The organism is Massilia pseudoviolaceinigra, from assembly GCF_030846505.1.
GTDB classification, from domain to species: domain Bacteria; phylum Pseudomonadota; class Gammaproteobacteria; order Burkholderiales; family Burkholderiaceae_D; genus Telluria_A; species Telluria_A violaceinigra.
The window spans coordinates 36,882-49,675 of record NZ_JAVCWL010000033.1 but is presented as its reverse complement, the minus strand read 5'-3'; the positions used below and the strand labels follow the sequence as shown (position 1 = coordinate 49,675).

Annotated in this window: 12 protein-coding genes; 8 read left to right on the top strand and 4 right to left on the bottom strand. The window is 62.5% G+C overall.

Annotated elements, in window-relative coordinates; genetic code table 11:
• The first annotated feature begins 88 nt into the window (after window positions 1-88).
• The 3 genes from RBA40_RS26355 to RBA40_RS26345 all read left to right on the top strand — a co-directional run bounded on the left by RBA40_RS26355 (window position 89) and on the right by RBA40_RS26345 (window position 2,049).
• Entirely contained in the window at window positions 89-976 is an 888-nt protein-coding gene (locus tag RBA40_RS26355; protein ID WP_306651211.1) for an SDR family oxidoreductase, read from the top strand.
• A 22-nt stretch (window positions 977-998) separates the two neighbouring features.
• Complete coding sequence (locus RBA40_RS26350) at window positions 999-1,202, top strand: hypothetical protein (protein ID WP_306651210.1); 204 nt, start codon at window positions 999-1,001, stop codon at window positions 1,200-1,202.
• A gap of 580 nt (window positions 1,203-1,782) precedes the next feature.
• Window positions 1,783-2,049, top strand: a complete 267-nt coding sequence (locus RBA40_RS26345) for a hypothetical protein (RefSeq protein WP_099874714.1) — start codon at window positions 1,783-1,785, stop codon at window positions 2,047-2,049.
• Window positions 2,050-2,282: 233 nt separating this feature from the next.
• On the opposite strand, the gene RBA40_RS26340 is transcribed toward RBA40_RS26345, so the two are convergent.
• The 3 genes from RBA40_RS26340 to RBA40_RS26330 all read right to left on the bottom strand — a co-directional run bounded on the left by RBA40_RS26340 (window position 2,283) and on the right by RBA40_RS26330 (window position 7,697).
• Window positions 2,283-3,608, bottom strand: a complete 1,326-nt coding sequence (locus RBA40_RS26340; RefSeq protein ID WP_306651208.1) for a glycine-rich domain-containing protein — start codon at window positions 3,606-3,608, stop codon at window positions 2,283-2,285.
• Window positions 3,609-3,895: 287 nt separating this feature from the next.
• Entirely contained in the window at window positions 3,896-5,743 is a 1,848-nt protein-coding gene (locus tag RBA40_RS26335; RefSeq protein ID WP_374710555.1) for a sensor histidine kinase, read from the bottom strand.
• Window positions 5,744-5,939: 196 nt separating this feature from the next.
• On the bottom strand, window positions 5,940-7,697 hold the full coding sequence (locus tag RBA40_RS26330; RefSeq protein WP_306651206.1) for a glutamine--tRNA ligase/YqeY domain fusion protein: 1,758 nt from the start codon (window positions 7,695-7,697) through the stop codon (window positions 5,940-5,942).
• 185 nt (window positions 7,698-7,882) lie between these two features.
• Here RBA40_RS26330 and RBA40_RS26325 point away from each other — a divergent pair, with 185 nt between their 5' ends.
• The 4 genes from RBA40_RS26325 (at window position 7,883) to RBA40_RS26310 (ending at window position 10,424) form a co-directional block, all read left to right on the top strand.
• Entirely contained in the window at window positions 7,883-8,173 is a 291-nt protein-coding gene (locus RBA40_RS26325) for a DnaJ domain-containing protein (protein WP_099874717.1), read from the top strand.
• Window positions 8,174-8,248: 75 nt separating this feature from the next.
• Window positions 8,249-8,752 carry a hypothetical protein gene (locus RBA40_RS26320; protein ID WP_306651205.1) on the top strand — a complete coding sequence of 168 codons (504 nt, stop codon included), beginning with the start codon at window positions 8,249-8,251 and terminating at the stop codon, window positions 8,750-8,752.
• A 2-nt stretch (window positions 8,753-8,754) separates the two neighbouring features.
• Window positions 8,755-9,534, top strand: coding sequence for a hypothetical protein (locus RBA40_RS26315; protein ID WP_306651204.1), 780 nt, complete (start codon window positions 8,755-8,757; stop codon window positions 9,532-9,534).
• Window positions 9,534-10,424 carry a hypothetical protein gene (locus RBA40_RS26310; RefSeq protein WP_306651202.1) on the top strand — a complete coding sequence of 297 codons (891 nt, stop codon included), beginning with the start codon at window positions 9,534-9,536 and terminating at the stop codon, window positions 10,422-10,424. Before RBA40_RS26315 ends, RBA40_RS26310 begins: the two co-directional genes overlap by 1 nt.
• Before the next feature lie 141 nt (window positions 10,425-10,565).
• Here RBA40_RS26310 and RBA40_RS26305 read toward each other — a convergent pair whose 3' ends face one another.
• A complete protein-coding gene (locus RBA40_RS26305; RefSeq protein WP_306651200.1) occupies window positions 10,566-11,462 on the bottom strand; it encodes a LysR family transcriptional regulator in 897 nt (298 codons plus the stop codon).
• Between the two features lie 105 nt (window positions 11,463-11,567).
• Here RBA40_RS26305 and RBA40_RS26300 point away from each other — a divergent pair, with 105 nt between their 5' ends.
• Window positions 11,568-12,782 (top strand): MFS transporter, encoded by a 1,215-nt coding sequence (locus tag RBA40_RS26300; protein ID WP_306651199.1) that lies wholly within the window; start codon window positions 11,568-11,570, stop codon window positions 12,780-12,782.
• Window positions 12,783-12,794 lie beyond the last annotated feature (12 nt).

Genomic DNA, 12,794 nt, shown 5'->3' with positions numbered 1-12,794 from the left:
CCGGGATGAACCCCGACGGCGTCCCCTGCCGGCGCCACGGTTATCTTGTATATTGTCCGGCTACGCCATTGACGACAAACAATTTCACATGACCACCACTTCCCCTTTCAACCGGCCGCGCCTGCTCATTCTCGGCTGCGGCGATGTCGGCATGCGCCTCTTGCCGCTGGTGCGCGCGCGCTTTCGCGTGTTCGCCGTCACCAGCAACGCCGAGCGCTGCGCCGAACTGCGCGCGGCCGGCGCGGTCCCCATCATCGCCGACCTCGACCAGAGCGCAAGCTTGAAACGCCTGGCCGGCCTGGCGGACTGGGTGGTGCACATGGCGCCGCCGCAGACGGAAGGCACGCTCGACCGCCGTACCCGCAACCTGTGCGCGGTGCTGCCGGCCGGCGCGCGCATGGTCTACATCAGCACCACCGGCGTGTACGGCGACTGCGCCGGTGCCCTGATCGATGAAACGCGCACCGTGGCGCCGCGCAATGCGCGCGCGCAGCGCCGGGTCGATGCCGAGCGCGTGCTGCGCGCGTGGGCCAGCCGTAGCGGCGCGCGCCTGGCGATCCTGCGCGTGCCCGGCATCTATGCGCGCGACCGTTTGCCGCTGCGCCGTCTGGAGCAGGGCACGCCCGCGCTGCTGGCGTCCGAGGATGTGTTTACCAATCATATCCACGCCGATGACCTGGCGCGCATCGTGGCGCTGGCCTTGTACAGGACATTGCCCGGCCGCATCTATCACGCGGTCGACGATACGCATATGAAAATGGCCGATTATTTCGATACCGTGGCCGATGCCTTCGGCATGGCGCGTCCGCCTCGCGTTGCGCGATCGCAACTAATTGCTGAAGTATCGCCGATGTTGCTGTCGTTCATGTCCGAGTCGCGGCGCATGAGCAACGAGCGCATCAAGCGGGAGTTCGGTGTGCGCCTGCGTTTTCCGCAAGTTGCGCCGGCGGTGGCGGCGATGGCGCTGGTAAAATGACGGTCCCCACTAAGGAAGCGCGATGACCTACGAAGAATATCTTGATGAAGTAACCACCCTGATCACGGAAAAGTACAACCTGAGCGATGCCGCCGCGATCAAGCTGGTCGTGAAGGCGCAGGACGCCGAATTTTTCGTCGAACACGATGAGAAGGAAGCCATGCGCACGGTCGACCGCGCGCATCAGGACGCCAAAACCCTGTATCTGGCAAGCCAGAAGAAATAGGGGAGAAAGCGGATTGTCAATGGGCTAATACATGCGCTCGTTTGACCTCCATCAAGTTCCGGCGTCTCCGTGGCCGTATCGTGTGCAGTGTCGTCTCAATTGCTGACTTGTCCCAACCGTCATGCCACATCGGATCATCCAGCCAACCAAGGAACAAGTGCGCGCCTATATGGCACGGCGCGAAAGTGCGCGCCGTCCACCCCCGCCTCCCGAAGAGATCCGCCGCCAGCTCGGATGGCGCCTCGTCCCCACCGATAGTGAGCGCTTGCTCGTTCAATTCTATCTGATTCCCACCAATTACAGCCATTTGGCCACCCAGGTAGCGCTGGACTGGCTGTTTGCCCCTGTCCGGCGCGCCGCGCGCCGCGCCAATTCTCACCAAATATTGCCTTAAACACAAACTTAATTGAGTTAAAGTTCCACTGGTTGAGCGAATGTCAACACTTAGGTGTATGATGCACGCCTATGCTATGGCAGCCGCATATTCGGTCTGTTTTTGGCATTACCGCTTACTTAATTGACTGTAAAGACAGCGCACTGGCGAATATGCCACGGTGCGAATTTGGAAAGATATAAGAACATGACCAATCGCAGATTTCCGGAAGATCCTACCTACGATCCGAACAAAGTGCTCGATGCCATCATTGAACGCTTGCAGCTCAAAAACGACGCAGCCCTGTCGCGCGCGCTTGAAGTGGCGCCGCCCGTGATCAGCAAAATCCGCCATCGCACCTTGCCGATTGGCGCGACGATCCTGCTGCGCATGCATGAAATCAGCGATTTCAGCATCCGCGAATTGCGCGCGATGATGGGCGTGCCGGCGGTGAGCATCACTATTAACGCCTGAGGCGGCCCAAACGAAAAGGGGCACCATGTGCCCCTTGATCGGATATCCGGCGCCCCGTTCAGAGGCGCTTGAGCAGCATCGACCGGCACGGATTGCCGGTCGATGCTGCTCCTTGCGGTACTGCTCCACATGTTGTTGCGATCGTATTCGTCGCCGTGCCGCGGGGCGGGGACTGCGGTCCCGCCGGCGCGCGGATGATTGCCCACTGCTGGTCATGCGTTGCGGTGAAGCACTCAGACTGCCTGCCGCGCGCCTTGGGCGATCGCTTGCAGCAGTTCGCGTGTGGCTGCACTCACCACCAGTGTATCGCTGTCATCCGGTTCGCTGATTTTTGTGCACCATGCCGCCTGGGGCGTGGCGGACGTCACCTTCGTACACCATGCCGCGCTGACTGACGTTGCGCTGGTCCGCGTGCACCATGCCGACTTGGCTGCTTCCGTATTGGTCCTCGTGCACCATGCCGACTTGGCGGCGGTGGACACTGTGCGCGTGCACCATGCCGACTTGGCTGCTTCCGTATTGGTCCTCGTGCACCATGCCGACTTGGCGTCGGTGGACACTGTGCGTGTGCACCATGCCGACTTGGCCGCATCCGTATTGGTCCTCGTGCACCATGCCGACTTGGCGTCGGTGGACACCGTGCGTGTGCACCATGCCGACTTGGCCGCATCCGTATTGGTCCTCGTGCACCATGCCGACTTGGCGTCGGAGGACACCGTGCGTGTGCACCATGCCGACTTGGCCGCATCCGTATTGGTCCTCGTGCACCATGCCGATTTGGCGTCGGAGGACACCGTGCGTGTGCACCATGCCGACTTGGCCGCATCCGTATTGGTCCTCGTGCACCATGCCGACTTGGCGTCGGAGGACACCGTGCGTGTGCACCATGCCGATTTGGCGCTGTCGGCGCTGGTCCTCGTGCACCATGCGGCCTTGGTGTGAGCCGACACCGTGCGTGTACACCAGGCGGATTTGGCATGGTCCTCCGACACCCGTGTGCACCACGCCGACTTCACTTCTTCAGTGGTGGCGCGCGTGCACCATGCCGACTGCGCAGCGGCTGCTTCCATTGGCGCGGCGGCTTCGGTGGTGCGCGTGCACCATGCCGACTGCGGGGCGGCTTCCACCGGCGCGGCGGCTTCAGCGGTGCGGGTGCACCAGGCCGCGGCGCGCTGGCCGTAAGGCTCGTCGAACGTGCTTTCATACAGGTCGCGCATTTTGTTGCCGCAATCTTGCAGGTACTGCGTATCTTCCGCTTCGCCGCTCATGCCGACATACGGATAGTGGTGCAGGAAGTAGCCGAACGCGTGCTCGCAATCCTTCGCGTACTTCATGGTGTCCAGAATATGGTAGTGCCAGAAGATGTCGACTTCAATCATCGGTGCGGTTTCGTCTTCCGGGAACATCTTCATCAGATACAGAAAGCGCCGATACTCCACTTCCACTGCATCGGCTTTTTCCTGCGACCAGCCTTCGCCGGAATCGGCGTGGGTAAGCTTGAATTTGATTGGATCCAGATCGAGTTCCGAAATTGCGTTGATTGCGTCGTTGTTCATCATGATTAAGCCTCTTTTTTAGAGTGTGATTGGTTTATGTGACTACATCCCTGTTTGAATCTGCGGGTACTACGGCTGCTGCAAAACGACTGACTCTTTCATTTCTTCCGGTAAATCAATTGCCCTATTACATTGATTTCCGTTACTGTTTGAGGATGTTGCGCCGGTCCAAACCTAGCTTGTTGACTTAGCTCAATGATTATTTAGGGCAATTCCTAGTGCATTGCGGATGCACTGACTGTGCCGCAGGTCATTCAGGAGGATTCTGTTTAGGACAATGCCCGTCGTCATCAGACAAACGCGGCATGCGATTCACTTTTGCCGACCACTGCCCCGGACGGGCCGCCGCGCGAAGGTTCGTTGTGCAAGGGCACGCTCACGCACACCGTGGTGCCGTCGCCGCCGTTGCTGGAAATGGAGAACGAACCGCCGAGGATGCTGATCCGCTCTTCGATGCCGACCAGGCCGAACGAGCCGACCTTGGCCCGTTCGCCGGCCTGCAGGCCGATGCCGTTGTCGGTCACCGTCATCGACAGGCGATTGCCGTTGAGCTTGAGTTCAACCCGGACCCTGGTCGCTTGCGCATGGCGCACGATATTGCTCAGCGATTCCTGCAGGATGCGGAAGAAGGCCGTGGCGGCGTGGTCGCTGAGCGCCACTTCCTTCGGTTCATCGATCAGCTCGCAGGCGATGCCGGTACGGCGCTTGAATTCGGCGATCTGCCACTCCACCGCCGCCGACAAGCCCAGGTCCAGCACGTTCGGACGCAGGTCGTTGATGATCTGGCGCACGCTCTTGATGGTGGCGTCGATTTGCTGCAGGGTGGAGCGGGCGCGCGCATGCAGGCGCGGATGGCGCTCGCGCGTGCGCGAACTGAGCATGTCCGCTTCGATGCGCAGCGCCAGCAGGTTTTGCCCGAGGTCGTCATGGATTTCGCGCGCGATGCGCTTGCGCTCGCCTTCCTTGATCTGGTCGGCATGGGCCGCCAGGCGGCGCAGGTTCTGGTGCGACAGCTGCAGCTTGGCCTGGCTGTCGCGCAGTTCGCGCGTCATGCCCTTGGCCATCTTGATCGCGCGCCGGCGCGACGAGGTCAGCGCATGGAACAGCGCGTACAGCAGCATCGAGCTGACCGAACCGGCCATCATCGCCAGCCACGGCGCGAATTCCTCGAAGCCCGTGTACAGCTCGGTGGCGGCCACGCTGAAGGTGGCATCCCACTGGCGCCCGTTGAAGTCGATCGGCAACGTGGCGCTGAAGCGGGCCGGCGCCAGCAGAGACGGCAGCGTGGTCTCGCCGGCGCCGCCGGTGTCGAACAGCATGCGCCCGCGCCGCATGTCGGGACCGATGGCATTGTCGACCAGCATCATGCGCACATTCTTGATCGGCACGTCGTCGATCACGCCCTGCACCAGTTTCTGCACGCTGAACGCGATGCCGACCGTGCCGATGTAGGCTGCGCGCCGCTGCGCCACCGTGGCGGTCGGCGCAAGCGGGCGGTACACCGGCAGGCGCATGCCCAGTCCGGTGCGGTTCGGTCCCGAGATGAAGGCGATCGGCAAGCCGGAGGTGAACAGCTTGCCCGTATCGCGCAGATTGGCCAGCGTTTCGATGATCAGTGGATTGGCGAACATGTCGTAGCCGAGCGTCGCGGCCCAGCGGTCTTCCGGCTCGACGAAGGTGACCACGGTGTAGGAGGGGCGGCGGCCGGGCGGCATGATGGTGAAGTCTTCCAGCACCGTGCCGTCGGCCGCGCGTTCGCTGCGCATGCGCTGCAGATAGGCATCGCGGTCGGCGTCGAGCAGCAGCTGGGCGAAATTGATGTTCTCGATGGCGGGAAAGTTTTTCGCCAGTCCCAGTCCGCGCACGTAGCCGTGGAACTGGCGGCGCGTGAGCGGCTCGCTGATCTGGAATACGCTGACCGTGCCGCGCAGCACGTCGGTATACGATTTGATGCGCGCGCTGATGGTATTGCGGGCGTTCTGCGCCAGGCCGGCGAAACGGGTGCGCGAGTCCGCTTCAATAGAATTGGCGGTCGCAAAGTAAAGCACCATGCCGACCGCCAGCGAGAAGGGCAAGCCTACCCACAGGGCAGGACGTGCCGTCGAGAATGTTTTTAGAGTTGTCTTCAAAGTAAGCATTGCGCGTTGCATTCCTTTCGGTACCCGCAAATGGCGATGCATTGTTTGATCTACATTAACCGGAAGTTTGTTGTCAGAATACCTAGTGACCCTGCTAGGTATGGATATCGGAAAAGTCTGAATATAGAAAGAATCCCGCCGCAGCAGTCACCGGGGCGGGATTCGGGGGGGCGAAAATGTCGCGTTTAGGCAACGTTTATTTGACCCAGCTATCTTTCAAAGTAGTAACTCTGTTAAATACCGGCTTGCCTGGCGTGGAGTCGACGCGGTCGGCGACGAAGTAGCCATGGCGTTCGAACTGGAAGCGCTGGTCCGCTTCGGCCGCGCTCATGCCCGGCTCCAGGTAGGCGGTGACCACCTCCAGGGCGTTCGGATTGAGGAACGGCTTCCAGTCGCGTCCGCCCGCGTCCGGCTGCGGCTCGGTGAACAGGCGGTCGTACAGGCGCACTTCCGACGCCAAAGCGGTGGCGGCGCTGACCCAGTGAATGTTACCTTTGACCTTGTACGTGTTCGAACCTTCGGTACCCGATTTGCTGTCTTCGAAATACTTAACGTGCACGGCGGTAACGTTGCCCTCAGCATCTTTGTCGTAACCGGTGCATTCGGTAACGTAGCCGTGGCGCAAGCGCACGCGGCTGCCGGGGGCGTCGCCGATCGGCGGGAAGTACCGGAAGTATCCCTTGCTCGGCACTTCCATGAAGTCATCCTGCTCGATCCACAGTTCGCGCGTGATCGGGAAGGTGCGCAGGCCGCGCTCGGGAAAGTGCGGGTGCACCGGCGAAGTGCATTCGACCGACTCGCCTTCCGGGAAGTTGTCGATGATCAATTTCAGCGGACGCAGCACGGCGGTGGCGCGCGGCGCTTTCGGGTCGAGGTCGTCGCGCAGGCAGCCTTCCAGCGTGCTCATGTCGATCCAGCCGTCGGCCTTCGATACGCCGATGCGCTCGCAGAACAGCTGGATCGCTTCCGGCGTGTAGCCGCGCCGGCGCAGGCCGACGATGGTCGGCATGCGCGGATCGTCCCAGCCCGTCACGATGCCTTCGTCGACCATGTCGCGCAGCTTGCGCTTGCTGGTGACGACGTAGGTCAGGTTCAGGCGCGCGAATTCGTACTGGCGCGGCACCGGCTGCTTGAAGAAGCCGCCCTCGGCCAGGGTCGCCAGCAGCCAGTCGTAGAACGGGCGGTGGTCCTGGAATTCGAGCGTGCAGACCGAATGGGTGATGTTTTCCAGCGCGTCCGAAATCGGGTGCGTGAAGTCGTACATCGGATAGATGCACCAGGCGTCGCCCGTGCGGTGATGGTGCGCATGGCGGATCCGGTAGATGGCCGGGTCGCGGTTGGTCATGTTGGGCGAGGCCATCGAATCGGCGGCCATCTTGATGCGCAGGATGTGCTCGCCGTCCTTGTACTTGCCGGCTTTCATGTCGCGGAACATCGCCAGCGATTCTTCCGGCGTGCGCTCGCGGAACGGCGAATTGACGCCCGGCGTGCCGAAGTTGCCGCGGTTCTTCTTGATGTCGTCGGCGCTCTGGCTGTCCACGTAGGCGTAGCCGGCCGTGATCAGGTACTCGGCCATCAGGTACAGGCGCTCGAAATAGTCGCTCGCGTAGTACAGGTGGCTATCGCCGTTCTGTTCCCAGCTGAAGCCGAGCCACTTGACGCTGTCGATGATGGTGTCGACGTATTCCTGTTCTTCCTTGGCCGGATTGGTATCGTCGAAGCGCAGGTTGCAGCGGCCCTGGTAGTCGCGCGCCAGGCCGAAGTTCACGCAGATCGATTTGGCGTGGCCGATGTGCAGGTAGCCGTTGGGCTCGGGCGGGAAGCGGGTAATAACTGGAGGCAAGCCCTCGCGGGCGTGGGTGCCGGCGGCCACGTCGTTCTCGACGATGGCGCGCAGGAAATTCGGCGACGGGGCATTCGCAGCCGGCGCCGCAGTGTTTTTTTCGTTGCTCATGGAGAGATGCTTTGCGAATGATAAGGTTGTGTCATTTTAACGCAAATAGGTGTGTATCCAATTCCGAATAGGCGTGGGTCGGACTCGAAGCGTGGCATGTATTGGTGCCGGCACCCGCGTTCCGCCCGGCCGATGCCGTTCTATAGGATAATCTCGCTTTACAGTTTCGGCAGCAGGAGTTTCCCGTGGACAATTTATACACCATCCTCGGCGTGGCGCCGAATGCGACCGACGACGAGATCAAGAAGGTTTACCGCTCGCTGGCGATGCGTTTCCATCCGGACCGCAACGACGCCCCCGGTGCGGAAGTGCGTTTCAAGAGCATCACCAAGGCTTACGAAATCCTCTCCGACCCGGCCAAGCGCGAGGAATACAACCAGAGCGTCAACCACCGCATCATCATCGATGCCGAGGAAGAGGCATTTGCCTTGTGGCGTTCGTTGTTCAGCCTGAACGGCGTGACCTTGCCGGCGTAAGCACAGCCCCCATATCCGCGCCAGCCTCCACGCGCAGCACATCAGCAGTCATACGCACTACAACAGGATCAGAAAATGAGAAAAGTACATCCCGAATTTGCCTACCAGTCGCGCGAACTCGGCGGCCAGATCGACGGCATTTTGGGCGACCCGCCGAACCGCAAGAACTACGACATGATGGTCGGCGCGCTCGTGAGCGAATACGCCAGCGGCGGCGGCATCGAAGACGTCAACATGATGAGCTTCGCGCTGGTCGATCACATCACCTTCAGCAATCCCAAGGGCTTGCTGGTGGAAGCGGGCGAGTACGAAGGCGGCAGCCCGGAAAAAGTGTTCGCCATGGCCGCCTGCGAAGGCGACGCCGAAGCCATGTACAACGCCATGACCGAGAACCACCCGGATCTGGCGCGCCAGGCCATCATCACCGCATTCCTGTTCAAGCACCCGCGCCTGTGGGACGAGGACGACGAATCGCTCGAACAGCTCTCGCGCGACGATGACGGCGACGACCGTTACGACGACGAAGATGAAGGCGTCACCGACGACTTCGCCCAGATGTTCGACAAGGAAGGAGATTGAGCATGAGCGAAAACAGCAATCTGCCCGCGTTATCGAAACAGATCAGCGAACTGGTGCTCGCCGGTTCGCTCTCGCATGCCGAGCATGCGTTTTCCGAGGCGGTCGAGCAGCATGGCGACCTGGCCGTGGTCGAGGTGCTCGCCTCGCTCGCCCCCCAGGTGACGGCCTTGCACCTGTCCGGTTTTGACGGCGGCAAGACCTCGCTGGCCACCCTGCTGGTGCCGCCCAAGGCGTGGGCCGACAGCCTGGCGTTTTTCGCCGCCACCTGGTCGGACGACATGATCGAAGACGATCCTGAGCGCGTCGCCGAGACCCTGTTCGCGCACGTGCACGGCATCGTCTTTTCGGCCGACGACCCGGAGCGCCGCCAGGAACTGCTGGTCGAAGCGTCGGCCACCGACCACGGCGCGACCGTGTTCGCGATCCTGTTCTCGATGGCGCCCAAAGAGATGCTGGAACTGGCCGGCGAAGTGCTGGCCAAGGGCCCGTACATCACCAGCCAGACCTCGTCCGACAGCGACGTGGCGCCATTGGCGATCGAACTGGCCAAGGCCAGCGAAGATGGCTGGGACCGCGCCTTGTTCGAGCTGTTCCCCGACTTCCGCCACAGCGGCGACCTGGCCGACGCCGAGTACAACGACGATCCGGACGAAGAGCAGAAATTCCTGCAGCGCTCGACCAAGGAATTGCTGTACCGCTTGCGCAAGCAGGTGCCATCGTCGCGCAGCAACGTGCCCAAGCGCGGCGCGCGCAAGAGCATCGGCACGGGAATCTTCTCGTGATGGAAGCGGCGCAAAATACGCTGCCCGCCATCGTCGTCGAACGCCTGCCGCGGCTGGTGCGGGCGATCCGTTGCCTGTCGGCGCGCGAGATCGGCGACGAGTCGGTGATCCTGGCCGACGAGCTGGCCGGCATCACCGCCATGGTGGCCGAAAAGTTCACCAACGACCGCACCGCCGAAGGCATCCAGAAAGCCTTGCTGCTGACGGTGGGCTGCGTGTCGCTGGGGCTCGATCATGAGCTCACGCACGAAAGCGACGAAGCGGCGCTCGATCTCCTGATTGAGGAAGGGGCCGAGCACGCGTTCCAGGCGGGTTTTCGCATGGTGCGCGACCTGGCCGCCTTGCCCGAGGATTCGCTGGTGGGCGAATACGACCAGGACCCGGTGTACGCGCAGCGGCGCCTGAAGGATTTGTTCGTCGATATCTGCAGCGCCGATCCGCATCAGAACTGGGCCGGGTACGAGAAGTTCGAGGTCCAGTACAGGCAGCGCAAGGCGGTGCAGGCGATCGTGCGCGCGGCCGGCTGGCTGCGGCGCCACCATTACGCGGGGCCGATCAACGACACCGATCTGAACGCGGAAGGCGTGATTGCGGTAGCGATCATTTTCGCGATCGAGGGCGGCGGACGGATCGTGGCGCGCACGGGGCAGGCCGATTTCGAGCGTTTGGTGAAATCGGTACGCAAGAACAAGCCCGATTATGAAGAGGGCTGGGCGGCGCTGATGAAGCAGGTGCCGGTGCAGCACCAGCCGGTGATCGCGGAACGGATTGCGTCGTATCGGACCAGCTGTACCGTGATCCAGAAAATCCGCACGCGTACGGCGATGAAGACCTTGTTTGCGGAGTTCGAGAATTATGCGGGGTCGGAATTGGATGCGGATTACGGCTAACCTCGCGCCCCAACTGTCCGTCGTTCTACCGTTAGCTTTAGACCGTCATTCCCGCGAAGGCGGGAATCCAAGTTCGTAGAGCCGTGTGTGGCTATGCCATAGACTTGGGTTCCCGCCTGCGCGGGAACGACGCAGCGGAGGCTAACTCAAAAGAGCCGCCTCCGTCGCCAGCGCCAAAAACGCCTGCACCAGCGGCGCATGCTCGCCCTTCCGCTGCGCCAGCAGCAAAGTCGTCGTCGCCGCCGGATCGAGCAACGGCCGATAACACACCCCATCCATCCTGATCCTCTCGAACGACCCTGGCAGCACCGACACCCCGCACCCCGCCGCCACCAGCCCGATGATGGTCGACGCTTCCCCCGCCGTCTGCTCCACCCTCGGCACGAACCCCGCATCCCTGCACAGCCTGAAAATCTGCGGATAAATCCCCGTTCCCGCGCTATGCGGATACATCACGAACGGCAGGTCGGCCATCTCGCTGAGCGCGACCGCCTTTTTGCGCGCCAGGGCCAGGCCGGTCGGAAGCACCGCCACCAGCGGGTCTTCGCGCAGCGCCGTCAGGCCGATGTTCTCGGGCAGTCCGTTCTCGGGCGGGCGCACGAATCCCAAATCGAGCGCGCGCCGCGCCAGCGCGTCGAGCTGCGGCACGGTGGCCATTTCGTGCAAGGTCAACGTCACCGCCGGATACTGCTGGCGGTAGCGGTTGATCACGTTTGCAAACAGGGGCGTGAGCGGCGTCGAGAACGTGAAGCCGATGCGCAGTTCGCCCGCCTCGCCGCGCTCGGCCCGGCGCGCGGTGGCCGTGGCCTGCTCCGACAAGGCCACGATGCGGCGCGCATCGTCCAGGAACAAGCGGCCGGCTTCGGTCAGCCTGACCCAGCGCTTGGTGCGCCCGAACAGCTGCGCGCCGACGTCCGCTTCCAGCATCTGGATGGCGTGGCTGAGCGGGGGCTGGCCGATGTGCAGGCGCTCGGCCGCACGCGTGAAATGCAGTTCCTCGGCCACGGCGATGAAGTAGCGGAGCTGTCGAAATTCCATTTTTGTAATCGATTCAATGTATAAGAAACGACTTAAATATATATTGGACAGTATAAAAGCGCAAACCTAAGATGGCTCCAGTCTATTCACTTCGGGTTGTTCATCATGTCTTCCAGCATCGTCGCCGCCGGTTCCCCCGCTTTCAAACGGATCAACCGCGCCATGCTGTGCGGCGGCTTTTCCGCCTTCGCGCTGCTGTATTCGGTGCAGCCGCTCATGCCCCTGCTGGCGCACCAGTTTGCGCTCACGCCAGCCCAGAGCAGCTGGTCGCTGTCGATCGCCACGCTGGCGCTGGCGGTGTCGCTGGTGATCAGCGGCGCGCTGTCGGACCGCATCGGGCGCAAGAAGCTGATGACGTTCGCGCTGGTGGGCGCCGCCGGTTTCACGGTCCTGACCGCGCTGGCCCAGAACTACGCCCAGTTGCTGGTGTTGCGCGCCTTGCTCGGTTTTTCGCTGGGCGGCATGCCGGCCGTCGCCATGGCTTACCTGAGCGAGGAGATCGAGGGGCCGTCGCTGGGCCTGTCCATGGGCCTGTACATCAGCGGCACGGCACTGGGCGGCATGGCGGGGAGGGTGGTCGCTTCCGTGGCAAGCGACCATTACTCGTGGCGCCTGGCGCTGGGGCTGATGGGCGCCGCCGGCCTGTATGCGGCATGGGAGTTTGCGCGCAGCCTGCCGGAATCAAGCAATTTCAGGGGCGGCAAGCCTGGCGTGCGGGGGCTGATGGAAGGCGCCCGCACCCACCTGCGCGACGATGGCATGCCGTGGCTGTTTGGGCTCGGCTTTCTGGTGATGGGCGTGTTTGTGAGCCTGTATAACTACATCGGCTACCGCATGCTGGCCGCGCCGTTCAACTTGAGCCAGAGCGCGGTGGGTGCACTGTCGGTGCTGTATCTGATCGGGATGTTCAGTTCTGTCTGGGCGGGCCGGCTGGCCGACCGCATCGGACGGCGCAATGTGCTGTGGATGGTGATGGTGATCATGCTGGCCGGGCTGGTTCTTACCCTGTCCAGCCATCTGCTGCTGATCCTGGCGGGTATGAGCTTGTTCACGTTCGGTTTTTTCGGCACCCATTCGGTGACCAGCAGCTGGGTGGGACGGCGGGCGAGGGCGCCGCAGGCGCTGGCGTCGGCCATGTACCTGTTCTTTTACTATATCGGGTCGAGCGTGATCGGGTCGGTGTCCGGATTGGTGTGGAGCGCGGCCGGATGGAATGGGGTAGTGGGGCTGCTGGCGCTGGCGCTCGGGTTGGCACTGGCGATTGCGCTGCGCCTGCGGGGACTGGCGCCGATTGAGGCGGCGAGTCTGAAGGCCGCGTAATTTCGCCGTTCC

What these genes read in the sequence shown, in the direction of transcription:
- RBA40_RS26300 (WP_306651199.1), top strand. Translation starts at nt 11,568, where the DNA reads ATGTCTTCCAGCATCGTCGCCGCCGGTTCCCCCGCTTTCAAACGGATC.
- RBA40_RS26315 (WP_306651204.1), top strand. Translation starts at nt 8,755, where the DNA reads ATGAGCGAAAACAGCAATCTGCCCGCGTTATCGAAACAGATCAGCGAA.
- RBA40_RS26345 (WP_099874714.1), top strand. Translation starts at nt 1,783, where the DNA reads ATGACCAATCGCAGATTTCCGGAAGATCCTACCTACGATCCGAACAAA.
- RBA40_RS26310 (WP_306651202.1), top strand. Translation starts at nt 9,534, where the DNA reads ATGGAAGCGGCGCAAAATACGCTGCCCGCCATCGTCGTCGAACGCCTG.
- RBA40_RS26340 (WP_306651208.1), bottom strand. Translation starts at nt 3,608, where the DNA reads ATGATGAACAACGACGCAATCAACGCAATTTCGGAACTCGATCTGGAT.
- RBA40_RS26305 (WP_306651200.1), bottom strand. Translation starts at nt 11,462, where the DNA reads ATGGAATTTCGACAGCTCCGCTACTTCATCGCCGTGGCCGAGGAACTG.
- RBA40_RS26355 (WP_306651211.1), top strand. Translation starts at nt 89, where the DNA reads ATGACCACCACTTCCCCTTTCAACCGGCCGCGCCTGCTCATTCTCGGC.
- RBA40_RS26350 (WP_306651210.1), top strand. Translation starts at nt 999, where the DNA reads ATGACCTACGAAGAATATCTTGATGAAGTAACCACCCTGATCACGGAA.
- RBA40_RS26330 (WP_306651206.1), bottom strand. Translation starts at nt 7,697, where the DNA reads ATGAGCAACGAAAAAAACACTGCGGCGCCGGCTGCGAATGCCCCGTCG.
- RBA40_RS26335 (WP_374710555.1), bottom strand. Translation starts at nt 5,743, where the DNA reads ATGCTTACTTTGAAGACAACTCTAAAAACATTCTCGACGGCACGTCCT.
- RBA40_RS26320 (WP_306651205.1), top strand. Translation starts at nt 8,249, where the DNA reads ATGAGAAAAGTACATCCCGAATTTGCCTACCAGTCGCGCGAACTCGGC.